The 22,507-nt window shown below is 71.2% G+C and carries 20 protein-coding genes; 10 read left to right on the top strand and 10 right to left on the bottom strand.

Going from position 1 to position 22,507, the window contains the following annotated elements; genetic code table 11:
• From SLV14N_RS20535 to SLV14N_RS20515, 5 genes are all read left to right on the top strand, one after another.
• Positions 1-2,028, top strand: coding sequence for a BTAD domain-containing putative transcriptional regulator (locus SLV14N_RS20535; protein ID WP_208682551.1), 2,028 nt, complete (start codon positions 1-3; stop codon positions 2,026-2,028).
• Between the two features lie 167 nt (positions 2,029-2,195).
• Positions 2,196-3,017: a DUF4232 domain-containing protein gene (locus SLV14N_RS20530; RefSeq protein ID WP_263270543.1), complete on the top strand. Its 822-nt coding sequence runs from the start codon at positions 2,196-2,198 to the stop codon at positions 3,015-3,017.
• A 418-nt stretch (positions 3,018-3,435) separates the two neighbouring features.
• Complete coding sequence (locus tag SLV14N_RS20525; protein ID WP_263270541.1) at positions 3,436-4,449, top strand: hypothetical protein; 1,014 nt, start codon at positions 3,436-3,438, stop codon at positions 4,447-4,449.
• Between the two features lie 158 nt (positions 4,450-4,607).
• Positions 4,608-5,504 (top strand): helix-turn-helix transcriptional regulator, encoded by an 897-nt coding sequence (locus tag SLV14N_RS20520; RefSeq protein ID WP_263270540.1) that lies wholly within the window; start codon positions 4,608-4,610, stop codon positions 5,502-5,504.
• A gap of 226 nt (positions 5,505-5,730) precedes the next feature.
• Entirely contained in the window at positions 5,731-6,378 is a 648-nt protein-coding gene (locus tag SLV14N_RS20515) for a DUF4232 domain-containing protein (protein WP_263270538.1), read from the top strand.
• Between the two features lie 72 nt (positions 6,379-6,450).
• On the opposite strand, the gene SLV14N_RS20510 is transcribed toward SLV14N_RS20515, so the two are convergent.
• Positions 6,451-8,259: an NHL domain-containing thioredoxin family protein gene (locus SLV14N_RS20510; RefSeq protein ID WP_263270536.1), complete on the bottom strand. Its 1,809-nt coding sequence runs from the start codon at positions 8,257-8,259 to the stop codon at positions 6,451-6,453.
• A 64-nt stretch (positions 8,260-8,323) separates the two neighbouring features.
• On the opposite strand from SLV14N_RS20510, the gene SLV14N_RS20505 reads away from it, so the two are divergent.
• Both SLV14N_RS20505 and SLV14N_RS20500 read left to right on the top strand, forming a co-directional pair.
• Positions 8,324-8,854, top strand: coding sequence for an LURP-one-related/scramblase family protein (locus SLV14N_RS20505; protein WP_263270534.1), 531 nt, complete (start codon positions 8,324-8,326; stop codon positions 8,852-8,854).
• A gap of 151 nt (positions 8,855-9,005) precedes the next feature.
• Positions 9,006-9,830 carry a maleylpyruvate isomerase family mycothiol-dependent enzyme gene (locus tag SLV14N_RS20500; RefSeq protein ID WP_026170193.1) on the top strand — a complete coding sequence of 275 codons (825 nt, stop codon included), beginning with the start codon at positions 9,006-9,008 and terminating at the stop codon, positions 9,828-9,830.
• Positions 9,831-9,997: 167 nt separating this feature from the next.
• Here SLV14N_RS20500 and SLV14N_RS20495 read toward each other — a convergent pair whose 3' ends face one another.
• The 3 genes from SLV14N_RS20495 to SLV14N_RS20485 form a co-directional block, all read right to left on the bottom strand.
• Positions 9,998-11,251 (bottom strand): MFS transporter, encoded by a 1,254-nt coding sequence (locus tag SLV14N_RS20495; protein ID WP_317633736.1) that lies wholly within the window; start codon positions 11,249-11,251, stop codon positions 9,998-10,000.
• Positions 11,252-11,358: 107 nt separating this feature from the next.
• On the bottom strand, positions 11,359-12,042 hold the full coding sequence (locus tag SLV14N_RS20490) for a GntR family transcriptional regulator (RefSeq protein ID WP_208682532.1): 684 nt from the start codon (positions 12,040-12,042) through the stop codon (positions 11,359-11,361).
• A gap of 181 nt (positions 12,043-12,223) precedes the next feature.
• Positions 12,224-13,090 carry a GNAT family N-acetyltransferase gene (locus tag SLV14N_RS20485; RefSeq protein ID WP_208682530.1) on the bottom strand — a complete coding sequence of 289 codons (867 nt, stop codon included), beginning with the start codon at positions 13,088-13,090 and terminating at the stop codon, positions 12,224-12,226.
• Positions 13,091-13,286: 196 nt separating this feature from the next.
• Between SLV14N_RS20485 and SLV14N_RS20480 the strand changes: the two genes are divergently transcribed.
• Positions 13,287-13,463 carry a hypothetical protein gene (locus SLV14N_RS20480; RefSeq protein WP_167540541.1) on the top strand — a complete coding sequence of 59 codons (177 nt, stop codon included), beginning with the start codon at positions 13,287-13,289 and terminating at the stop codon, positions 13,461-13,463.
• Positions 13,464-13,490: 27 nt separating this feature from the next.
• Here SLV14N_RS20480 and SLV14N_RS20475 read toward each other — a convergent pair whose 3' ends face one another.
• From SLV14N_RS20475 to pdhA, 5 genes are all read right to left on the bottom strand, one after another.
• Positions 13,491-13,913 (bottom strand): VOC family protein, encoded by a 423-nt coding sequence (locus SLV14N_RS20475; RefSeq protein WP_208682528.1) that lies wholly within the window; start codon positions 13,911-13,913, stop codon positions 13,491-13,493.
• 50 nt (positions 13,914-13,963) lie between these two features.
• Entirely contained in the window at positions 13,964-14,815 is an 852-nt protein-coding gene (locus SLV14N_RS20470) for an AraC family transcriptional regulator (RefSeq protein WP_263270533.1), read from the bottom strand.
• 72 nt (positions 14,816-14,887) lie between these two features.
• The gene (locus SLV14N_RS20465) at positions 14,888-16,348 is read right to left on the bottom strand and encodes a dihydrolipoamide acetyltransferase family protein (protein WP_263270532.1); all 1,461 of its coding nucleotides are present in this window, start codon (positions 16,346-16,348) and stop codon (positions 14,888-14,890) included.
• Between the two features lie 23 nt (positions 16,349-16,371).
• The gene (locus tag SLV14N_RS20460; protein WP_093640999.1) at positions 16,372-17,355 is read right to left on the bottom strand and encodes an alpha-ketoacid dehydrogenase subunit beta; all 984 of its coding nucleotides are present in this window, start codon (positions 17,353-17,355) and stop codon (positions 16,372-16,374) included.
• Between the two features lie 2 nt (positions 17,356-17,357).
• Positions 17,358-18,575 (bottom strand): pyruvate dehydrogenase (acetyl-transferring) E1 component subunit alpha, encoded by a 1,218-nt coding sequence (pdhA, locus tag SLV14N_RS20455; protein ID WP_208682522.1) that lies wholly within the window; start codon positions 18,573-18,575, stop codon positions 17,358-17,360.
• Positions 18,576-18,903: 328 nt separating this feature from the next.
• On the opposite strand from pdhA, the gene SLV14N_RS20450 reads away from it, so the two are divergent.
• Both SLV14N_RS20450 and SLV14N_RS20445 read left to right on the top strand, forming a co-directional pair.
• Positions 18,904-19,563, top strand: a complete 660-nt coding sequence (locus tag SLV14N_RS20450; RefSeq protein WP_269470889.1) for a response regulator transcription factor — start codon at positions 18,904-18,906, stop codon at positions 19,561-19,563.
• A 170-nt stretch (positions 19,564-19,733) separates the two neighbouring features.
• Complete coding sequence (locus SLV14N_RS20445) at positions 19,734-20,777, top strand: phosphotransferase (RefSeq protein ID WP_208682519.1); 1,044 nt, start codon at positions 19,734-19,736, stop codon at positions 20,775-20,777.
• Positions 20,778-20,796: 19 nt separating this feature from the next.
• Here SLV14N_RS20445 and SLV14N_RS20440 read toward each other — a convergent pair whose 3' ends face one another.
• Positions 20,797-22,365 carry a protein kinase gene (locus SLV14N_RS20440; RefSeq protein ID WP_263270531.1) on the bottom strand — a complete coding sequence of 523 codons (1,569 nt, stop codon included), beginning with the start codon at positions 22,363-22,365 and terminating at the stop codon, positions 20,797-20,799.
• Between the last annotated feature and the right edge of the window lie 142 nt (positions 22,366-22,507).

Here is a 22,507-nt window from a genome sequence, read left to right as displayed (position 1 = left end):
TTGGAATTCTCACTGCTCGGCCCGATCGCCGTGACGACCGGCTCCATGGAGCTGTCGCTCGGGCCCGCCAAACGGCGCAGTGTGCTGGCGCTGCTGTTGCTGCAGCCCAACACCACCGTCCCACTGGAGCAGTTGATCGACTCCCTGTGGGAGGACGAGCCGCCCGAACACGCCCGTACGGTCGTCCAGGGGCATGTCTCGCGGCTGCGCGCCACGCTCGCCGAGGGCGGTGCGGAGGCGTACGGCATCGAGCTGACCACGCATGGCTCCGCCTATCTCCTGCGGCTGCCGGAGGAACTGATCGACGCTCACCGGTTCGGTGAGCTGGTGGCGCTGGCGCGCCCCGAGGCGGCGCCGGCCGATGCCGTACCACTGCTGCGCGAGGCGCTCGGCCTGTGGCGCGGGCCCGCGCTGACCGGCACGGTCACCAGCCCGCCGTTCGCGGCCGCCGCCCATGCGCTGGAGGAGCGGCGGCTGACGGCCGTGGAGGCGCTGGGGCGGGCGCACGGCACGCTCGGCGAGCATGAACAGGCCGCGGCCATCCTCTACTCCGCGGCCGTCAACCACCCCCTGCGGGAAGGGCTGATCGCCGGGCTGATGCGGGCGCTGTTCCGTACGGGGCGGCAGTCGGATGCGCTGGAGTGGTTCCACCGCACCCGCCGGCTGCTCAACGAGGAGCTGGGCGTCGATCCCGGCGAGCGGCTGCGCGGCGCCTACGAGGAGATTCTGCGGGCGGAGGCGGCGACGAAGCCGACGGGTGGGGCCCGTGCGACGGGTGCCGCTGCCGGTGGGACCGCCAGGGACGGTCGCGCCGGGGCTTCCGGAGAGAGCCGTTCCGCGACAGGCGCAGGGCCACGGCCCGTACCGGGCGGCACCGGTGCGGCGGACGCCCGTGGTGGCGAGGCCGGGCCAGGGGCCGACGGGACCCGGACGGGCGCGCCGGACGGCGCCCGTGCCGGGTCCGGCTCGGGGCGGGCCGGTGCGGCACCGCGGTTGCTGCCCCGCCCGCCTGCCCGCTTCCTGGGGCGGGAGGACCAGCTCACCGCGCTGACGGCCGTGTTGACGGACCGTGCGACCGGGGAGAGCCCGCTCGCGGTGGTGGCGGGACCGGCCGGTGTCGGCAAGACCGCCTGTGCCGTGCAGTGGGCACATCTGCACGCGGGGGCCTTCCCCGACGGCCAGCTCTTCGCCGATCTGCGGGGCTTCGGCGAGGGCGACGAGGCGGCGCCGGCCGAGATCCTGCGCGACTTCCTGCTGGCGCTCGGCACGCCGCCGGAGCGGGTGCCCGGTTCGGCCCAGGCCGCGTCCGCGCTGTTCCGCTCGCTGGTCGCGGAGCGCCGGCTGCTGGTCGTCCTCGACAATGCGCGCAGCTCGGCGCAGGTACGGCCGCTGCTGCCCGGCGGCCCACGCTGTGCCACGGTCGTCACCAGCCGCAGCCGCCTCGACGGGCTGGTCGCCACCGACTGCGCCCGTCCGGTCGGCCTCCAGACGCTCGGCCACGAGGAAGGCGCGGCGCTGCTCGGCGCCATGCTCGGCCCCGACCGGGTCGCCGAGGACCCGGCAGCCGCACGCGAGCTGGTCGATCTGTGCGACGGTCTGCCGCTGGCGCTGCGGGCCGCGGCCGCTCAGCTGACCGCCCGGCCGCGCTGGCGGCTGGCCCGGCTGGCCGCGGCGCTGCGCGACGAACGGCGGCGGCTGGCGCTGCTGTCCGCGGAGGACACCGGGATCGCGGCGGCCCTGCGGATGTCCGTCGCCCGGCTGTCGGCCGATGACGCACAGCTGCTCAGCGCGCTGGCGACCAGCGCGGACGGACACCTCAACGCGTCGCTGGCGGCGGCGCTCGCCGGATACGACCCGGAGCGCACCCAGGACGGTCTGGACCGGCTCGCGGAGATGCATCTGGTGGACGAAGAGGCCACCGATGTCTACACGATCAGCACGCTGACGCAGCTGTTCGCGCGGGACGAGCGCGGGGAGAGCGGCGACGGGGGCAAGCGCGGTACGGGTGAGGGGAGCAAGGGGGAGTGACGGACGCGGCTGAGCCCGTGGCTGTCCCCGTGCGGGGACGTTAGGCGCACGTTAGTGGCACGCCAACGGCGAGCGGCAGTCTTGTGGTTGAACGCAGGACAGGCCACAGGCCAGACCGCAGGACGTACCGCCGGCGCGGTACGGGCCACTGACCGGGGGAGACCGGAATGCCGCGCAGCCACCACCGCTCCGAGTCCGTCATCGAGACCGGCGTCCGTGCCGCCAACGGCGCCCCGCACCCGTCCCGTGCGGTCCGCCGCCGTACCCTGCGGATCGCCGCGGCCGGACTGACCGCCGTCGCCGCGCTCACCCTCACCGCCTGCGGGGGCCAGGACAATCCGCTCCAGACCGGCGCCGCCAAGCCGTTCAACCCGGCGCCCCAGGTCTCCGAGGACCCGGCGGCGAAGGGTGACGGCGGCCTCCAGGACGGTGCCCTGCCCGCACGCGGCCGGACGGAGCAGGCCTCCGCCGAGCGCGGCGGCACGGGTACGGGTGCCCGCACGAGCGGCACCGGGGCGGGCCCGAGCAGTGCGGGCAAGCGCGGCGCCGCCGTCGGCACCCGGCACACCGCCTGCGACGCCGCGAAGATCCGGATCGTCGCCCAGCCGTTGAAGCGGCCGGTCAACCATCTGCTGCTGGAAGCCACCAACACCTCCGGCGCCGCCTGCGATCTCCACCTCTCCCCCTATCTGCGGTTCGGCGACGCACAGTCCCCCCTCGCCGAACTGCCGGACAGCAGGCCGCAGTCCGTGATCACCCTCGCCCCCGGCGAGTCCGGCTACGCCGGCGTGCTCACCTCGTCCGCCGACGGTTCCGGCCGGAACGGCCATACGGTGACCTCGCTGTCCGTCAGCCTCCCCGGCCGCGACGGCAAGGGCAGCATCGGCGGCTCAACGACGGTGGCGCTCCCCGGAGGCTCGGTGTACATCGACGACAGTGCGTGGGTGACGTACTGGCAGTCGGACGCGAGTGCCGCGACGGAGTGGTGAGCCCCGGCCGGTGGTTCGTCGTCCGCGGTCCCGGTCCGGTGAGCCGTGTGCCGGTGAGCCGTTGAGCCGATGGCCGGCAGGCCGTCAGGTGCCTGACGCAGGCTGAAGAGGCCGACAGCACCACCCCTTGAACCAGGGCGCCCGCATCCCCCAGCGGGCGCCCTTTCCTCTGCCCGCTGTCACTGCCCGCTGTCCGCTCTGTCCGCTGTCCCGTCATGTCTCACACCGCGGGCCGTCCCGTCCCGATCTCCCGGCGTCTTTGCAGGTCACAGCCGTGCGTACGGCCGGGACATCCCATGGGACAGGGAACCTCCGGGCAGCCCCGGTGCCCCGCTCCACGATGGTCTCCGTCGCCGTCAGCAGACCGTCCGGCGGCTCACCGATCGGGCCAACAGGCCCTGTACGGAGGGGAATCGGCATGTACGAGCACAGCAGCACGCACCCGGCGGACACCACAAGCCCCGCGGACCGGCCCGCCCCGATGACGCGTCACCGGCAGTCCCCGTTCCGCAGGACCGTGTGGCGCACGGTGCTGCCCGCGGTGGCCGCGGCCGGGATCAGTGTCGCCGGGTTCACGGGATTCGCCCATGGCAGTGACGTGGGCAGCGCGACCGCCGGCGGGCACTCCGCGACCGCCACCAAGCTCTCCCACGACAGCTCCGCCCGCACCGTCCGCGCCGCGGGCACCGGCTCCGTACGGCAGGCCGCCGCCGACTTCCCCACGTGGGGCACCCGTTGGGTGGTGCACGCCACCGCCGACGCCGGCTCCCCCGCCGTCGGGATGATCAACAAGACGGCGCCGGGGCAGGACCGGATCACCGCCGACTACCAGGTCGACACCGGCCGCAAGGTGTGCGAGGGCAGCTCCTGCTCGACGTTCATGGCGCATCTCACCGGGCCGGTCAGCGGCTTCCTCAGCGTGGTGGCGGTGGACATCCCGCAGGACCGGCTGCCGGGCGTCCCGGTACAAGGCGGCGGGGGGCAGCCGCAGCCGCAACCCGGCGGTTCGCGCGAGGAGATGCTGAACCGCGCCGCCACCTGGCTGACCGCGAACAACGGCGCCCAGGTCCCGTACAGCCAGGCCAAGGTCTGGAAGGACGGCTACCGTCAGGACTGCTCGGGCTATGTGTCGATGGCGCTCGGCCTGCCGACGCCCGGCACCAACACCGTGGGGCTGGCCACCAACCGCGGCATCACCCGGCCCATCTCAGTGGGCGAGCTCAAGCCCGGTGACCTGCTCATTGACGCCTCCGGTGACAACAACACCCGGCATGTGGTGATCTTCGAGAAGTGGAACAACGACGCCCACTCCTCGTACACCGCCTATGAACAGCGCGGCGACCACGGCACGGACCACCGGACGCTGACCTACGGCCTGCCCGGCGGCGACGCCGAGTTCAAGCCCTACCGTCCGGTGAAGTTCGGCGACTGACCCCGCTCGGGGAGCGCGAGGCCCGACGGAAGATCTCACGCTGTTTCACGTGAAACGTCACCATCTGATCCGGCTGCGGTCCGGATCGTGTCACGAGGGGCACTTCCGCCACAGGGGAGCGGAAGTGCCCCTCGCGCGCGTATGCCCGCTGTGCTGGAATGCGAGACGTGCCTGGCCATCAGAACCACGCTCATGTCCGCCGTAAGCCGTTGGCTCCGCTGCCCGACGAACTCTCCGGCCCGGTACGGGACTTCGTCGCCTCCTTACGCCGTATGCACGGCGAACTCGGCTACAGCCTGAAGCAGTTGGAGAGCCGGCTGCCTGTCAGCCGCTCCTCTCTTTCCCGCTATCTGCGGGGGCAGAGCCTGCCCGACGAACGGCTGCTGGTGCAGTGGTGCACGCTCTCCTTCACCGGCGAGGACCGCCTCCCCGCTCTCGTCGAACTGCTGCACCGCGCCCAAGAGGCGGTGGACGGGGGCGAGCCGGCAGCGGAGCGGGACGGTGCGTCCGACGGGGAACGCCGGGCGGGCGCCGAGGGCCGGGCCGGCGGCGACGGGACGGAAGCGGGAGCCGCGGCGACAGTCGGCCGGCGTCGGGGGCTGGTGCTCGCCGGGCTCGGGACCGTCGCGGCACTCCTCGCCGCGGCGTTGGCCGTACCGGCGCTGACCAGCTCGAACGGGTCGCCGGACTACGGCGGCGACGGCCGGGCACCAGGCGCGAAGAGCGCGGCGTCGGCCACCGGGTCCGCCAGGATCACCGTCCACAATGTCGAACGGGACTGTCAGCACCGGCGCACCGAGAACTGCGCACTCGGGCTGGCCCGCGATCCGTACCGGCTCTATCGCCGCTCCAATGTCGTGGGCCATGTCTGGCACGGCGAGGTACTGCGCGCGGTCTGCCGGATCGCCAACGGGATCACGGTCACCGATGAGGTGGGCGGGCACAGCAGCATGTGGTTCCGGGTCGATCACGACCGCGAGCAGGTGTGGGTGCCGGCCATCCGCATCCGCCCGGAACAGGTCGAAAACACCGCGCTGCCCGGCTGCCCGGACTGACGCTTCGGCCCCCGCTCCGGACCGGTTCTGCGTCACCCGCAGGTTGATCTTCACCCTCGTCACGGACCGGCCCTGCCCCCGCACGCCCCCTATGACCTGCGATGACTCCATATCGCCAGGGCGCTCGCCGCACCCGCCCTGGTGCATCGACCGGCAATGGATATCGTGGCCGTGCCATGACAGACACACCACGCTGATACCGCAGCAACTCACGGGGGAACCACCCATGACCGCACGCCGCTCCCGCCACCGCTCCGCCGCGTACGCCGCGCTGGCTCTCGGGCTGGCCGGTTCGCTCGCGCTGACCGGCTGCAACAGCCACTCCTCGAAGAAGTCGAAGAAGTCGTCCTCCTCGTCTTCCAAGAGCAAGAAGCGCAAGATCATCGGTGGCGGTGCGGCAGCGGCGGGCGCGGGAGCGACCTCGCGCCGGGTGCCCGACTGCTACCCCAGCACGTACAAGCTCACGTTCTCCCAGCAGACCGGCCCGAAGAGCCATGTGGCCGTGAAGTTCAAGAACTCCACCAGCCGCGACTGCAAGCTCTACAACGCGCCGCTGCTGCGCTTCAACAACGCCAAGGACCCGCTGCCCCTGTCGCAGGGCACGCCCGGCCACCTCGACGGCACCCGGATCACCGTGCCCGCCCACGGTGACGCCTACGCGGTCATCCCCACCAACACCGCGGCCACCAAGGGCACCGAGCAGAAGTCGGTGACCGTCGACTTCATGGGCATCTCGGCGAGCTCCGTCACGCACGGTCCGGCGACCGTCAACTTCGCGGAGAAGCGGCTCCACATCTCCGTCGGCAAGAGCAAGGTCACCAACTGGAGCGCGAGCATTCACGGGGCGCAGCTGGCGGCAGGCGTCGGGAAGTAACCCCGGCGCACCGGCCGGCCCCACCGGCCGTCCTCGGCCCGGTCCCGGTCAACGGGCCCGGGGTCCGCGCTCCTACTCGGCGTCCAGCCCGGCCAGGACGAGCCCCAGTCGGGCCACCCCGCCCTCGGCGATCTCGACCGGGACGCCCCAGTCCTGCTGGTGTACATGGCAGGCGGGGTATTCGATGTCCGGGGCGTCGTCGCAGGACGCGGCCATCGCCGAGACATGCAGCACGCCCTCGGTCACACCGTCCGCGAGCACCAGATCCCGGGTGAGGTCGGTGCCGGCGCCCGCGCCGTCGGCGAGCAGCTCCGGCGGCGTCGCGCTGACCAGCAGCCGGGTCGAGGGACCGTAGCGGGTGTCGAGCTTCTGGCCGACCGGGGCCTGGAAGACCACCTCCAGCCGCAGCGCACCCGGAGCGACCTCGGTGGCCGCGCGCTGGGTGCGATGCGCCACCGACTCGACGCGGATCGCCTCCTCCGGCAGCCGCAGCCGGGTCAGCCGGTGCCGCGCCGACTCCACCACCACGATGTCGCCGTCGACGAGCACCGCGTCGGACGGCTCGCGCAGATCCTTCGCCAGCGTCGTCACCTCGCCGCTCGCGGGGTCGAAGCGGCGCAGTGCGTGGTTGTAGGTGTCCGCGACGGCGACCGAGCCGTCGGGCAGCGCGGTCACTCCCAGCGGATGCTGCAGCAGCGCCTGGTCGGCGGCGCCGTCGCGGTGTCCGAAGTCGAACAGACCGGTGCCGACGGCCGTACGGATGACATAGCCGTCGCCCGTGTCGGCGGGCTCCACCCAGCGGACCGCGCTGGTCTCCGAATCCGCGACCCACAGCCGGTCGCCGGCCGCCGCGAGCCCGGACGGCTGGGCGAACCACGCCTCGGCGGCCGGGCCGTCCACCAGGCCCTCGTTGGTCGTACCGGCCGCGACCTGGACCGTGCCGGCAGCCGGGTCGTACGTCCACAGCTGGTGCACTCCGGCCATCGCGATCCACAGCCGGTCCTGCCACCAGGCGAGGTCCCACGGCGAGGAGAGATCCACCTCGCGGGCCGGGCCCGAGGCCGGTGAGCCCTGCCACCACTGCTTGCCGGTGCCGGCCACCGTCTCCAGCGTGCCGCCGGCGGGGTCGAAGACGCGGATGGCGTGGTTGACCGTGTCCGCGACGGCCACCCTGCCGTCGGGCAGCAGCGTTAGGCCCTGCGGCTCGTTGAAGGAGTCCGCGGTCAGCCCGCGCTCGCCGGTGCCGATCCGGCGCAGCACCTGCTCGCCGTCCGCCGCCAGCTCCACCAGCTGATGCCGGGTGGTGTCCGAGACGAGGAAGCTGCCGCCCGGCAGCCGCACCGCCTTGCCGGGGAAGCGCAGATCGGTGGCGACCGGCTCCGGCGGGACGTAGGGACCGTCACCGCGGCGCAGGGTGCCCTTCGCCGCGTGCTCGGCCTCCAGCTCCTCGACGAGCTTCTCGATGGCGTGCGCATGGCCCTCGCCGGCGTGCTGGGCGACGACATATCCCTCGGGGTCGATCACCACGAGCGTCGGCCAGGCCCGTACCGCGTACTGCTTCCAGGTGGTGAGCTCGGGGTCGTCGAGGACCGGGTGCTCGACGCCGTACCGCTCCACGGCGTCCACGACGGCCTGGTGCTCGGCCTCGTGCACGAACTTCGGGGAGTGCACACCGATGATCACGACCGTGTCGCGGTGCCGCTCCTCCAGCTCCCGCAGCTCATCCAGGACATGCAGACAGTTCACACAGCAAAAAGTCCAGAAATCCAGGACGACAATGCGTCCTCGCAGGTCGGAGAGGGTCAGATCCTTGTTGCCGGTGTTCAGCCAGCCGCCCTTGCCGGTCAGCTCGGGGGCGCGGACGCGTGCACGTGAAGCCATGTGGACATTCAACGTCACTCCGGTGCGTGCGCATTCCACAGGGCCCCGGGGGAACACGTCAGCCATGCAGCGATCTCCCGGGGAAGCCTCCCCGCGCCCTGGCAAGTACGTGGTACGCGACCGCATCTTCGGCATCGGTGACGACTACTGGATCGAGGACGAGCACGGACGGCACGCCTTCCTCGTGGACGGGAAGGCGCTGCGGCTGCGGGAAACCTTTGAGCTGAAGGACCCCGAGCGGCGGGTGCTGATCACCATCCGCAAGAAGATGCTCAGCCTGCGCGACACCATGACCATCGAGCGGGACGACCAGCCGCTGGCCACGATCAAGCGGAAGCGGCTCTCGCTGCTGCGCAACCACTACCGCGTCGAGCTGGTGGACGGCACCGAGCTGGACGTCAGCGGAAAGATCCTGGACCGGGAGTTCGCGATCGAGTACGAGGGCGAACTGCTCGCGGAGATCTCGCGGCGCTGGCTGACGGTGCGTGACACCTATACGGTCAACGTCGTACGGGACGACGCGGACCCGCCGCTGCTCATCGCCATCGCCGTGTGTGTGATCCGGCTGGCGGAGCGGGAGCGCGGGGAGGACTGAGAAGCACGCGTTCCGGGCGTACGGCGCACCCCTCTGCGGCCGGGAAGCATCGGCCTACGATGGTCGTCCGAAAGCACTGCCGGGGTGCCCGTGCGCAGCGTAACTTAACTGCACAGACAGCAGCCCGCGTACGAACCGTCCGAGGGGTCCCGTGACCGTCCATCCCAGCCTTCAGTCCTCCATCGATGCCTGGACTCACTCCATAGAAGCGATAACCGAGCTGGTTACTCCGCTCGTCGAAGGCGAGTGGAACAGGGCGACGGACCTCCCAGGATGGTCCGTGCGCGATGTGGTCTCCCATGTCATCGGCCTGGAATGCGAAATGCTGGGCGACCCACGGCCGATCCACACCCTGCCGCGCGATCTCTACCACGTCCGCAGCGAGTCGGCGCGACGGATGGAGGTGCAGGTCGACGTCCGCCGGCACCACACCGCGCCGGAGATGCTCGGCGAGCTCGAATACACCGTCATCCGCCGCTCGCGGCAGCTGCGCAACGAGTCCCGCCAGCCGGACGCCGTGGTGCGCAGCCCGCTCGGCGAGGACCGTTCGCTGGAATTCGTGCTGCAGCAGCGGGCGTTCGATGTCTGGGCGCATGAGCAGGACCTGCGCCGGGCGCTCGGCAAGCCCGGCAATCTCGACTCCCCCGGCGCGCAGGTGACGCGCGATCTGCTGGTGACGGTGCTGCCCGGCATCGTCGCCAAGCGGGCCCAGGCGCCCGCCGATTCAGCGGTGGTCTTCGACGTCAGCGGACCGCTGGAATTCCTGCGTACGGTCCGCATCGACGCCGAGGGCAACGCCACGATCGACGGCAGTGTCTCGCTCGGTCCGACCGTGACCCTCGCCCTGGACTGGGACACCTTCCACCGGCTGGCCTGCGGCCGGGTGCGCCCGGCGGCCGTCACCGAGCAGATCAAGATCGACGGCGACGCCGGACTGGCCGCGGCGATCCTGGACCACTTCGCGGTCACGCCATAGCACCAAGGGTGGGCGGACGGCTTCCCGGCGGGCATCCGCCTCGTCCACGCCCCCGCCCGTCGGCCGGCCGGAGATCGAGAGCCGGCCCCGGAGTATGAGCCGTTTCACGTGAAACAGCCCTGTCCGTTCCACGTGAAACGGACCCGGCCGCCGCGTGCTCGGCCGCCTTACGCCGGAACGTGAACCGCCTCGACCCGGCTGACGACCAGCCGTTCCCGCTCGCGTCGCGCCGCACGCCGCCGCAGCCGCAGAATCTGCGAGACGCCGAGCGCCTCCAGGACGAAGATCGAGGCGAAGGCGATCCGGTAGTTGTCCCCGGTCGCGTCCAGCAGAACACCGACGGCGAGCAAGGTCGTCATCGAAGCGGTGAAGCCGCCCATGTTGACGATGCCGGAAGCGGTGCCCTGACGCTCGGGCGGGTTGGCGGGCCGCGCGAAGTCGAAGCCGATCATCGAGGCGGGGCCGCAGGCGCCCAGCACCGTACACAGCACGATCAGCAGCCCCATCGGCGCATGATCGGCCGGCCAGGCAAGCACGATCGCCCACATCAGCCCCGTGGCGCCCACGGTGCCCAGTGCCAGCGGGGTACGGGCCGCGTGGTGGCGGGCGATGATCTGGCCGAAGACCAGTCCCACCGCCATGTTGGAGAGCACCACGAGGGTGAGCAGTTCACCGGCGGTGCCGCGGGACAGCCCCTGCGCCTCGACGAGGAACGGCAGGCCCCAGAGCAGCAGGAACACCATCGCGGGGAACTGGGTGGTGAAGTGCACCCACATGCCCAGCCGGGTGCCGGGCTCCCGCCAGGCGTCCGCGATCTGCCGGCGCACGAACCCGGCGCCGGCGTGCCCGGCGGATGCGGGCGGCGGCTCGAAACCCTCGGGGTGGTCCTTGAGGAAGAGCAGCAGCACGATCAGCACGACGATCCCGCCGGCCGCACTGGCGGCGAAGGTCGGCGTCCAGCCGAAGGAGTGCAGGAACCGGGCGAGGACGAGCGTGGAGATCAGGTTGCCCGCCATCCCGACCAGCGCGGCGATCTGAGCGATCATCGGCCCACGGCGGGCCGGGAACCACCGCGAGCCCAGCCGCAGCACGCTGATGAAGGTCATCGCGTCCCCGCAGCCGAGCAGCGCACGCGAGCCGAGCGCCATGGCGTACGACGAGGAGAGCGCAAAGCCGAACTGGCCGACGGTGTAGAGCACTACGCCGATCGTCAGCACCTTCTTGGGGCCGAGCCGGTCGACCAGCAGACCGACGGGGATCTGCATCCCCGCGTACACCAGCAGCTGGAGGATGGAGAACGTCGACAGCGCCGAGGCGTTGATGTGGAAGCGCTCGGCGGCGTCCAGCCCGGCCACGCCGAGGCTGGTGCGGTAGGTGATCGCGACGAAGTAGACCGCGACACCGATGCCCCAGACGGCCATCGCCTTACGGCCACCGGGCGGGTCCGCGGGCATCAGCCGGGCGGAGCCGCCGCCTATACCGGAGCCGTCCGGGCCGAGGGAGCCGCCGGCACGTCCGCTGCCGGCGCTCATCGCACGTCCCCCTGCGCGAGGTTGCGGACCCAGCTAACGTGCCGCTGCACGACATCGGTCGCGGCGTCCGCGTCTCCGGCGCGCAGCGCCTCCAGGATCTCGGCATGCTCGGTGATGTTCTTGGCGATCCGGTCCGGGTGGGCATGCATCACCGCGACACCCATCCGCAGCTGACGGTCGCGCAGCTGCTCGTAGAGCCGGTCCAGGATCTGATTGCCGGCGCTGCGCACGATGGCGGCGTGGAAGGCGCGGTCGGTGACGGACACGGCGGCCAGATCGCCGGACGCGGCCTGCTCCCGCATCGTCTCCAGCAGCTCGGTCAGCTCGCCGACCAGCGCCTCGCTCGCGGGCACCGCCTTGGCCGCGGCGTGCTTCTCCACCAGTAGCCGGGTCTCGACGACGTCGGCGATCTCCTGTGCGGAGACCGGCAGGACCAGCGCGCCCTTCTTGGGGTAGAGCTTGATCAGCCCCTCGACCTCCAGCCGCAGCAGCGCCTCGCGCACCGGCGTCCGGGACACCCCCACGGCGTCGGCCAGCTCACCCTCGGTGAGCAGCATGCCGCCCTCGTAGCGGCGCTCCAGGACGGCGTCCTTGATGTGCGCATACACCCGCTCCGCGGCGGGCGGCTGCTTGGCGGCGGTCTCTCTGGCAGGAGCGGTGGGCGTGGACGCTGAGGGCATGCGCACAGGATAGATACAACAGGTATGCGTTCGACACTTCATTCCGCGATGCGGACAGTTGATGTCACGTTTGCCCTGGTAGAGGCGCTATGGTCCGTCGTGGCGCGGAACGGCCGCCGGGGCGCCCGCGTGCGCCCCGGCCCGTCCGCCGCCCGGCGGTGCCCTCAGCCCGGCGGTGCCGTCAGCCCCGCATCCGCCCCTGCGCGACCAACCGGTCCACGACCTGCGCATGGGCGGGTGCACAGCGTTCCCGCGCCTCCTGACGGTCGAACCAGGCGTATTCGGCGATCTCCCGGCCGGGGGCCGGTGCGATGTCCTGGGGCCCGCCGGTGAAGCAGGTCATATGCAGCCGGCGCCCGTTCTTCCCGTGGGCGACGTCATGGATGACAAATGCCTCTGCCAGTTCCTCGGCGGGCACCACCAGTCCGAGCTCCTCACCGAGCTCACGCGACAGCGCCTCCCGTGCGGTCTCCCCGGGCTCGTACTTGCCGCCCGGGAGATAGAAGGTGTCGTTCCCCCGCGTCCGTACGCTCAGCAGCCGCCCCTCCCGCAGATGCAGCCAGCTCACCGACTTCAGCGGCGCGGCGCGCTCCAGGGTGATCAGCGGATGGCCGGTCTCCTCGTCCGTCCGCCGCCCCCGCTCCGTGAAGCCCAGGTACGCGCAGAAGCGTCGGGCCCGGCCATTGTCCTCGAAGACCTCCAGGGTCAGCGCGCCGTGCAGCGCCGCCGCATGCTCCAGCAACTCCCGCCCGGCTCCGCCGCCTTGCGCCTCCGGTGCCACGAACAGCCCGCCGACCTCGGCCCCGGGTCCGGTGCCGTCCCCGGGCCCGCCGGCCCGCAGTCCGAGCAACCCGATGACACTGCCCTTCCGTTCGGCCACCCAGTTCTCTGCCCGGACGAGGTCCACCTCGCGGAGGAGCCGGGCCCGTTCGCCCGCGCCCTCCCCGTCGAGGAACGGGTGTGCCTGCCGCGCGGCCCGGGACCACAGATCGGTGACAACGTCCTGGTCGGACGGCCGATAGCGCCTGATGATCATTTCGCTGCTCATTTCGCCGACCGTAAACAGCGCGGCCGGCTGCGGCAAACCCTTTCCCGGCCACCGCAGGAAGGGGGACCCCAGAGTGATGTCGAGTCCACCTCAAGTCGGACAGGAGTCCGTACCTGCCGCGTACGGACCGCGGCGAATCTCATGGGTGAATAGAGACAGGGAGCCGGGGAGGCTCCGACACCAAGGGGAGTTGACCATGCAGTCCAGGACGAACGCCGGCCGCCGTACGCGGAACACCGTCGTGCTGGCATTGATCGTCGCCGGCCTGTGGGCGGGCATCGCCCTGACCCGCGGCGCCGCACGCACCGACGAGTCCGGCCCGACCGGGCCGGTGGGCCACTTCAGCCGCGCGGTGGAGCTCATCCGCGGCTGACCGGCCACCGGCCCCGTCACCGGCCCGCTATGCCTTGCGCGGCTCTCCGCGATACGTACCGAACGACCAGAGGTTGCCCTCGGGATCGCGGACACCGAATTCCCGCGATCCGTAATCGGTGTCGGCCGGCTCGGCGATGATCTCCGCCCCGGCAGCTCTGGCGCGGGCACACAGCTCGTCGGGACGGTCGGTGACGACATAGCCCCCGAACGTCCCGGGCCGCAGCGGCCAGCGGTCGTCCTCCGCTTCCTTGACGGAGCCGAGCATGATGCCGCCGCCTTCGGGCCAGGAGAGCTGGGCGTGCTCGACACGCTCGCCCTTCGCGTGGACCACGGTCTCCTCGAAGCCGAACGCATCGACCAGGAAACGGATCAGCGCACGGGCATCGCGGGCCCGCAGCGTCGGCCAGACCTGGGGTGCGGGGGTGGTGTCGGACAGGTTCTCGGGCATGATCGCCGGACCTCCTGGATCGGAACGCGGCCCCCGGTGGGCCGCCGTCTTCAGCGTTCCTCGATGGCGTCCCCGGCGGCTTGGACGTTTCGGAACTCCTCGGCGAGCCACTGACTGGGCGGACAGCCGGCCAGCGAGCGGAACTCCCGGGCGAGATGCGCCTGATCGAAGTAGCCGCAGCGCACGGCCAGATCGGCCAGCAGTGATGGGCGGCCCGCACGGGCCTGGGCACCGAGCAGCCGGCATGCCCGGTCGAAGCGGATGACCCGGGCGGCGGTCTTGGGCGCCAGACCGGTCTCCTGCCGGAAGCGGGCGGTCAGATGGCGCGCGCTCCAGCCGACGTCATCGGCGAGCAGGGCCACCGGAGCGGCGCCCCGGGTCCGCGCCAACAGCTGCCAGGCACGGACCACTTCGGGTGACGGTCCGGAGCCGCCCGGCTCCCGCGACAGGCAGCGCAGCAAGTAGGCATCCAGCAGCGCGAACCGCTCCGGCCAGCCGTGGGCCGCTCGCAGCCGCTCACCGAGCTCCGCACCGTGCCGTCCGAGGACGGCATCCGCGGGGAGGTCGATGCTCGCCAGCTCGCCGGCCGGCAGCCCCAGCAGGGCGCGGGCGCCCAGCGGATGCAGACCGACCTGGATGCCGGAATGACGGCCGGGGTGGGCGATCAGCGCAGGGCGGGTGTGCAGACCGCCGATGAGGGTGTCGTAGGTGCCGGGGGCCTGCCCGGGATCGGGGTGGCCGGTCAGCGTGAGCGGCTCGTCGAGGGTGAAGATCAAAGTCAGCCGGGGCGAGGGGAGCCCACGGTGCCGACCCGGCGGCAGCCCGGCCTGCCGGTATCCGGTGTAGGAGCTGACGTACGGCCGGAGCGGCGGCGCGGGGCAGGCGACCGGCTGCTCGTCCACAGGGCCGGAGCGGGCCCGAGGCGGCGTTTCACGTGAAACGCCGCTCCGAACCGCCCGGCCCCGCATTCCGGCTCATCCCCAGGTGATGAGCCGCTTGGGCCTCTCCAGCACCGCCGCGACATCCGCGAGCAGCTTGGAGCCCAGCTCGCCGTCGATGAGCCGGTGGTCGAAGGACAGCGCGAGGGTGGTGACCTGACGTGCCTTCACCTTGCCCTTGTGGACCCACGGCTGGAGCTTGACCGCACCGAAGGCGAGGATCGCCGACTCCCCCGGGTTGAGGATCGGCGTACCGGTGTCGACCCCGAAGACGCCGACGTTGGTGATGGTGACCGTGCCACCGGTCATCGCCGCCGGCGAGGTCTTGCCCTCACGAGCGGTGGCGACCAGATCGCCCAGTTCCTCGGCGAGTTGGGGCAGCGTCTTGGCTCCGGCGTCCTTGATGTTCGGGACGATCAGCCCACGCGGGGTGGCCGCCGCGATCCCGAGGTTCACATAGTCCTTGTAGACGATCTCCTGACGCGCCTCGTCCCAGGCCGCATTGACCTCCGGGTGGCGCCTGATGGCCACCAGGAAGGCCTTGGCGACGAGCAGCAGCGGATTGACGCGCAGCCCCGCCATGTCCGGGTCCTGCTTGAGCTCCTGGACGAGCTTCATCGTGCGGGTCACATCGACGGTGATGAACTCCGTGACATGCGGCGCGGTGAAGGCGCTGGAGACCATCGCCTGCGCGGTGGCCTTGCGTACGCCCTTGACCGGCACCCGCCGCTCACGGGCGGCGGCGTCGACGACACCGGCCGGGGCGACCACCTCGGCGACGGGGGCCGGCCCGGGAACCTCGGCCGGGGCGGGCGCCGCCGCCGGAGCGGCGGCCGCATGGACGTCCTCGCGGGTGATGATGCCGTCCGGCCCGGTGGGGGCGATCGTCGCCAGATCGATCCCGAGGTCCTTGGCGAGCTTGCGCACCGGCGGCTTGGCCAGCGGCCGGCCGACGGCACCGGCGGCCGCACCGTTCGCGACCGGAGCCACGGGTGCAGCCGGCGCGGGCGCCGTCCGCCCGTTCAGCTCCGCCTGGAGCGCGGCGCTCACGGGCTCCGGCTGGGCCGGAACCCCGGCCTGGGGCTTGCGTGCCCGGCGCTTGGTCGAGGACGGCGCGGCACCGTAGCCGACCAGCACCGCCTGCCGGCCCTGCGGCTCGGCCTCCTCCTCGTCCTTGGCGGCGTCCTGCGGCGCCTGCTCCGGCGCCGGTGCCGTGGCGGGCCCGGCGCCGGGGTCGGTGTCCACGGAGATGATGACGGTGCCGACATCGACGGTTACGCCCTCGCCGAAGTTCAGCTCGTGCACCACCCCGTCGTAGGGAATGGGCAGTTCGACGGCGGCCTTGGCGGTCTCCACCTCACAGACGACCTGGCCGTCGGTGACGGTGTCGCCCGGCTGGACGTACCACTTGAGGATCTCGGCCTCGGTCAGCCCCTCGCCGACGTCGGGCATCTTGAACTCGCGGAAGCGCTGAGCCTTGGCGGTACTTGCAGTCATGGTCACGAACTCTCCTCAAACCCTCAGTACGCCAACGCACGATCAACGGCGTCGAGCACCCGGTCCAGTCCCGGAAGGTACTCGTCCTCCAGACGGGAGGGCGGATACGGGGAGTGGAAACCGCCGACCCGCAGGACCGGGGCCTCCAGGTGGTAGAAGCACCGCTCGGTGATCCGGGCGGCGATCTCGGCACCAGCGCCGAAGAAGACCGGGGCCTCGTGGACGACGACCAGCCGGCCGGTCTTCTGCACCGACGACTGCACGGTGTCGAAGTCGATCGGGGAGAGCGAGCGCAGGTCGACGACCTCGAGCGACTTACCCTCCTCGGCCGCGACGTTGGCGACGTCCTGGCAGACCTTGACCATCGGACCGTAGGCGGCCAGCGTGAGGTCGGAGCCGGTCCGGGCGACCCGGGCCTTGTGCAGCGGGTCCGGGATCGACTCGGTGTCCAGCCGCGACTTGTCGTGGTAGCGGCGCTTGGGCTCGAAGTAGATGACCGGGTCGTCGCCCGCGATGGCCTGCTGGAGCATCCAGTAGGCGTCGGAGGAGTTCGAGGGGGAAACGATCTTGAGGCCCGCGACATGCGCGAACAGCGCCTCGGGGGACTCGGAGTGGTGCTCGACCGCGCCGATGCCGCCCGCGTACGGGATGCGGATGACGACCGGCACCTTGACCTTGCCCAGCGCGCGGGCGTGCATCTTCGCGAGCTGGGTGACGATCTGGTCGTAGGCGGGGAAGACGAAGCCGTCGAACTGGATCTCGACGACCGGACGGTAACCGCGCAGCGCCATACCGATCGCGGTGCCGACGATGCCGGACTCGGCGAGCGGGGTGTCGATCACCCGGTCCTCGCCGAAGTCCTTCTGCAGACCGTCGGTGACGCGGAAGACGCCACCGAGCTTGCCGACGTCCTCGCCCATGACGAGGACCTTGGGGTCGGCCTCCATGGAGGCGCGCAGCGATTCATTGATCGCCTTGGCGATGGTGATCTTCTCGAAGACGGCCATGGTCAGTTCCCCTCCGCGACAAGATCGGCGTCGGCGAACGACGCCTGGTACGCGGCGAACTGCGCGCGCTCCTCATCGACGAGCGCATGCCCGTCGGCATAGACATTCTCGAAGATCGCCATGGTGTCCGGGTCGGGCATGGCGCGTACGGCATCGCGGACCCGCTTGCCCAGGGCCTCGCTCTCCTCGTCGATCGAGGCGAGATAGGCCTCGTCGACGATGCCCTCGGCCTCCAGGTACGTCCGCAGCCGCAGGATCGGGTCCTTTGCCTCCCAGGCCGCCCGCTCCTCGTCCGCCCGGTACTTCGTCGGGTCGTCGGAGGTGGTGTGCGCGCCCATGCGGTAGGTGAACGCCTCGATGAGCATCGGGCCCTGGCCGGTGCGCGCCCGCTCCAGTGCCGCCTTGGTCACCGCCAGACAGGCCAGTACGTCATTGCCGTCGACCCGTACGCCGGGGAATCCGAAGCCACGGGCGCGCTGGTAGAGCGGCACCCGGGTCTGCTTCTCGGTGGGTTCGGAAATCGCCCATTGGTTGTTCTGGCAGAAGAACACGACCGGGGCGTTGTAGACCGCGGAGAAGGTGAAGGATTCCGCGACATCGCCCTGGCTGGAAGCACCGTCACCGAAATAGGCGATGACCGCGGAATCCGCGCCATCCTTCTGCACACCCATCGCATAGCCGGTCGCATGCAGAGTCTGCGAGCCGATGACGATGGTGTAGAGGTGGAAGTTGTTGGTGTTGGGATCCCAGCCGCCGTGATTGACACCGCGGAACATGCCCAGCAGGTTCGTCGGGTCGACTCCGCGGCACCAAGCCACACCGTGCTCGCGGTAGGTCGGGAAGACGTAGTCGTCGTCGCGCAGCGCGCGGCCGGAGCCGATCTGGGCGGCTTCCTGGCCCAGCAGCGAGGCCCACAGGCCCAGTTCGCCCTGGCGCTGGAGGGTGGTCGCCTCGGCATCGAACTTCCGCGTCAGCACCATGTCGCGGTAGAGCCCGCGCAGTTCTTCGGCGGAAAGATCGATCGAGAAATCCGGGTGCTCGACCCGCTTCCCTTCGGGCGTCAGCAGTTGTACGAGCTGATCCTGCTCCGCCTGGTCGGGCCGGCCGGAGTTCCGGGCCTTGGCCGGGGACGCCTTCTTCGCCGACGTCGCCTTTTTGGCGGTGGTGCGCTTGGTGCTGCCGCGGGCGTTTTTCCGCTGCGCAGTGCCTTCCACGGTCACGTGCTGCTCCTCCGTCTGTCCGGCCCCCGGGGTCCGCCGGTGGCCGTATTGCGGCTCACCCGGTATCCGATACGGCGCACGGGGTGTGTGCGATCGCGGCCGGATCCGGGTGGAACAAAGCTCCCGGACAGTGGCCTGCTCATTGCACGTTACCCATTGTCAAAGCCGAAGTGGAAACGGCGCTGACCTGCGATTTTGCTTGGATTTCCAAGTAAAATCGCGAAGGCTTGGAACAACTCCTGGTCACAGCGTTGCAGGCCGCCGGGACAACGGCACGTTATATCGGTGACCTGGAGCACGGGAAGGGTTGATGTGTGAGACTGGTGGGGTGCGCGAAGACGGAAAAATCACGGTATTCCTGCTCGATGACCACGAAGTTGTCCGGCGTGGCGTCCACGAAATGCTGTCGGTCGAGGACGACATCGAGGTGGTCGGGGAGGCGGGTACTGCCGCAGATGCCCTGGTCAGGATCCCGGCGACCCGTCCGGACGTCGCGGTGCTCGATGTCCGGCTGCCGGACGGGAGCGGTGTCGAGGTCTGCCGCGAGATCCGTTCACAGGATGAGGACATCAACTGCCTGATGCTCACCTCGTTCGCCGATGACGAGGCCCTCTTCGATGCGATCATGGCCGGTGCGGCCGGTTATGTCCTCAAGGCCATTCGGGGGAACGAACTGCTCTCCGCGGTGCGCGAGGTGGCCGCCGGGAAGTCACTGCTCGACCCCGTGGCCACCGCCCGGGTGCTGGAGCGGCTGCGCGACGGCAACTCCGCGAAGGGCGACGACCGGCTGGCGAGACTCACCGACCAGGAGCGCAGGATCCTCGATCTGATCGGCGAGGGAATGACCAATCGCGCCATCGGCGAGCGGCTCCATCTCGCGGAGAAAACGATCAAGAATTACGTCTCCAGTCTGCTTTCCAAACTCGGAATGGAGCGCCGTTCCCAGGCCGCCGCCTATGTCGCCCGTATGCAGGCGGAACGGCACTGAACAGCCCAGGGGTGTGGCCCGCATTCCCCGCGTTCGGCTGCGCAGTGCCACGGCTGCCGGCAGCCCCCGTCGCGCGGGAGCCGATACGCCGTCTTCCTCCTGTGCGCACTCTGCGTAAGGCCTTCCGGCACGGCCACTCCGACGGGCGTAGTTGATCTAACATCTGGCGCGTGCTGCGCTCATCTGTAGTCCGGACGGCGGCGACGCCCGACAAAGACACCCTCGGATACCTGCTCCGCCACTACGCGGGCGCCGGTGCGCCGCTGTCCTGTGAACCTGTCGCCGAGGGCCTGCTCAACCACGGCTATTTCCTCGCCACCACCCGCGGCCGCTACTTCCTCAAGCACCACCTCGACGGCGACCGCGCCGCCCTCACCCGCCAGCACCGCGCCACCTACCGGCTCGCCGCGCTCGGCCTGCCGGTCGCCCCGCCCGTCGCCCATGCGGACGGCCGCACCGTCACGGTCCTCGACGGCCGCTGCTACGCCCTGCACCCCTGGGTCGAAGGCCGCCATCTCGGCGGCGCCGCGCTGACCCGCGGCCAGTCCCGGCGGCTCGGCGCCCTGCTCGGGCTGGTGCACACCGCGCTGGAGGAGGTCATGGCGGACGAACCGCATCCGCCCCGGCCGCCCTGCGCGGACGCCGGCGCCGACCCCGAGCGGACCTTCGAGACGATCGACGAGCTGCTGGCCCTGGCCCGCGGCGCCCGGCCGCGCACCAGCTTCGACGAGCTCGCCGAACACCGTCTGCTGGAGCGCCGGGCCTTACTGGCGGAGCAGGCGCACCGCCGCCCGGCCCCCGGCGCCGAGCCCCCGGCGGGCTGGGTGCACGGCGACTTCCACCCGCTGAATGTGCTCTACCGGGGCACGGAACCGACCGCGATCGTCGACTGGGACCGGCTGGGCGTCCAGCCGCGCGCCGAGGAGGCGGTACGCGCCGCCGCGATCTTCTTCGTACGCCCCTGCGGCACGCTGGACCTGGCCAAGGTGGCGGCGTACGCGGGCGCCTACCGCAGCGCCTGCGGGGCCGGTGCCGAGGAACTCGCGGCGGCCGTCCACCGTGTGTGGTGGGAGCGGCTGAACGACTTCTGGATGCTCACCTGGCGCTACCAGCTGGGCGACCGCCGCACCGATCCACAGTTCCCGGCGGCGGCCGCCCTGGCCGTGTGGTGGACCCGCGAGTACCGGGCCGTACGGAACGCGTTCACCCGCTGAACGGGGAGCGGGGCACCCGTCAGCCGGTCGTGCCCGACGTCACGCCGGTGTCCGGGCCACCGGTGCCCGCGCCACCGTCATCGGTCCCGCCCGTGGGGTCCGTGGGCTCGGTGGGATCGGTGGGCTCGTCCGACGGCTCGTCGGTCGGCGGCTCGGACGTCGGCGGCTCCGAGGTCGGCGGCTCCGAGGTCGGCGGCTCGGACGTCTCCGGCGTGCTGGGCTCCTCCGTCGGCGGCTGGGAGTACGTGCCGCTGTCGCCCGTGTCTTCGGGCTCGGTCTCCGGAGTGCTCGGCTCCTCCGTCGGCGGCTCGCTCGTCTTGTCGTCCTGCGACGGCGTCGGCGACTGCGTGGTGGGAGTCTCGTGCTTCTGGTCCTGGCCGCCGGTGTTCTGCATCGCGAAGGCGACACCCACCGCAATGGCGATCACCGCCAGCGCCGCGATCAGCCAGATCTTGCCGCGGCCGCCCTTGGCCGACCGGGGCCCGCCGTCGAAACCGCCGTCGTCGTCGCGCATACCGGGCGTCAGGATCGGCTGCGCCGTGGTCTGGCCGGCGTCGGGGTGCGGCAGCGCCGTGGTGGCCGCGGTGCCCATGGACGGGGTGAGCCCGCCCTCGTGCACGGCGACCGGGCCGGTGCTCCAGGTGCCCGTGTGGCCGCCCTGCTCGTGCAGCATCTGCAGCGAGTACTGGACCAGACCGCGCATCTCCTCGGCGGACTGGAAGCGGTCGTCGGGGTCCTTCGCCAGCGACCGCATGACCAGGCCGTCCAGCTCCGGCGGCACCGCGTCGGCGACCTGGGACGGCGCCACCGGCATGTCCTGGACATGCTGGTAGACGACCGAGAGCGGGGTCTCGCCGGTGAACGGCGGCCGCAGCGTGAGGAGTTCGTAGAGCAGACAGCCGGTGGCGTAGAGGTCGGAGCGGGTGTCGACGGTCTTGCCGAGCGCCTGCTCCGGGGAGAGGTACTGGGGCGTGCCCATGACCATGCCGGTCTGGGTCATGGTGGACGCGGCGCCGTGCAGGGCGCGCGCGATGCCGAAGTCCATGACCTTGACGGCGCCGCTGTTCGTGATGATCACGTTCGCGGGCTTGATGTCCCGGTGCACGATGCCGTGCTGGTGGCTGTAGGCCAGCGCCTCCAGCACACCGGAGACGATGATCAGCGCCTGGTCCGGCGGCGGGGCATCGGCGTTGAGCAGCAGATCGCGGATGGTGTGGCCCTCGACCAGCTCCATCACGATGTACGGCACGGTGTTGCCGCCGACCAGGTCCTCGCCGGAGTCGTAGACCGCCACCACCGCGTGGTGGTTCAGCCCGGCCACGGACTGTGCCTCCCGCGTGAAGCGGGCCTTGGAAACCGGGTCCTCGGCGAGGTCTGCACGCAGCAGCTTCACGGCGACGGTACGGCCAAGACGTACGTCCTCGGCTGCGAACACCTCCGCCATACCGCCGCGGCCGAGCCGTCCCGTGAGCCGGTAGCGGCCATCGCCGACCAGCCCGCCGTTGCCCCACATCTCCGGTGCGTCGGGGATATTGGAGCCGGTGGCGTCAGGATCGGACGGGCCCTGGGGGCTCTGCGTCGGTGCCATCGGTCCTCGCCGTCGAATCGATCCGCATGAGAGCGGTAAGGTCATCGGTCTTCGCTAGAGCACGCTACAGGTTCCGCGGCACCCACCGGTCCGTCGTGGACCGGCCATCAAACCCGCCGGACGCCAAACGTCGCAAGTTCAC

The sequence above is a fragment of the Streptomyces sp. Je 1-4 4N24 genome, assembly GCF_026239515.1.
GTDB lineage: Bacteria > Actinomycetota > Actinomycetes > Streptomycetales > Streptomycetaceae > Streptomyces > Streptomyces nigrescens.
Note: the sequence above shows the minus strand (reverse complement) of the source record. Positions and strands in the feature narration are given on the sequence as shown.

Coding starts and splice junctions, on each gene's coding strand:
- SLV14N_RS20530 (WP_263270543.1), top strand. CDS start 2,196: ATGCCGCGCAGCCACCACCGCTCCGAGTCCGTCATCGAGACCGGCGTC.
- SLV14N_RS20525 (WP_263270541.1), top strand. CDS start 3,436: ATGTACGAGCACAGCAGCACGCACCCGGCGGACACCACAAGCCCCGCG.
- SLV14N_RS20520 (WP_263270540.1), top strand. CDS start 4,608: ATGCGAGACGTGCCTGGCCATCAGAACCACGCTCATGTCCGCCGTAAG.
- SLV14N_RS20515 (WP_263270538.1), top strand. CDS start 5,731: ATGACCGCACGCCGCTCCCGCCACCGCTCCGCCGCGTACGCCGCGCTG.
- SLV14N_RS20510 (WP_263270536.1), bottom strand. CDS start 8,259: ATGGCTTCACGTGCACGCGTCCGCGCCCCCGAGCTGACCGGCAAGGGC.
- SLV14N_RS20505 (WP_263270534.1), top strand. CDS start 8,324: ATGCAGCGATCTCCCGGGGAAGCCTCCCCGCGCCCTGGCAAGTACGTG.
- SLV14N_RS20495 (WP_317633736.1), bottom strand. CDS start 11,251: ATGGCCGTCTGGGGCATCGGTGTCGCGGTCTACTTCGTCGCGATCACC.
- SLV14N_RS20490 (WP_208682532.1), bottom strand. CDS start 12,042: ATGCCCTCAGCGTCCACGCCCACCGCTCCTGCCAGAGAGACCGCCGCC.
- SLV14N_RS20485 (WP_208682530.1), bottom strand. CDS start 13,090: ATGAGCAGCGAAATGATCATCAGGCGCTATCGGCCGTCCGACCAGGAC.
- SLV14N_RS20480 (WP_167540541.1), top strand. CDS start 13,287: ATGCAGTCCAGGACGAACGCCGGCCGCCGTACGCGGAACACCGTCGTG.
- SLV14N_RS20475 (WP_208682528.1), bottom strand. CDS start 13,913: ATGCCCGAGAACCTGTCCGACACCACCCCCGCACCCCAGGTCTGGCCG.
- SLV14N_RS20465 (WP_263270532.1), bottom strand. CDS start 16,348: ATGACTGCAAGTACCGCCAAGGCTCAGCGCTTCCGCGAGTTCAAGATG.
- SLV14N_RS20460 (WP_093640999.1), bottom strand. CDS start 17,355: ATGGCCGTCTTCGAGAAGATCACCATCGCCAAGGCGATCAATGAATCG.
- SLV14N_RS20440 (WP_263270531.1), bottom strand. CDS start 22,365: ATGGCACCGACGCAGAGCCCCCAGGGCCCGTCCGATCCTGACGCCACC.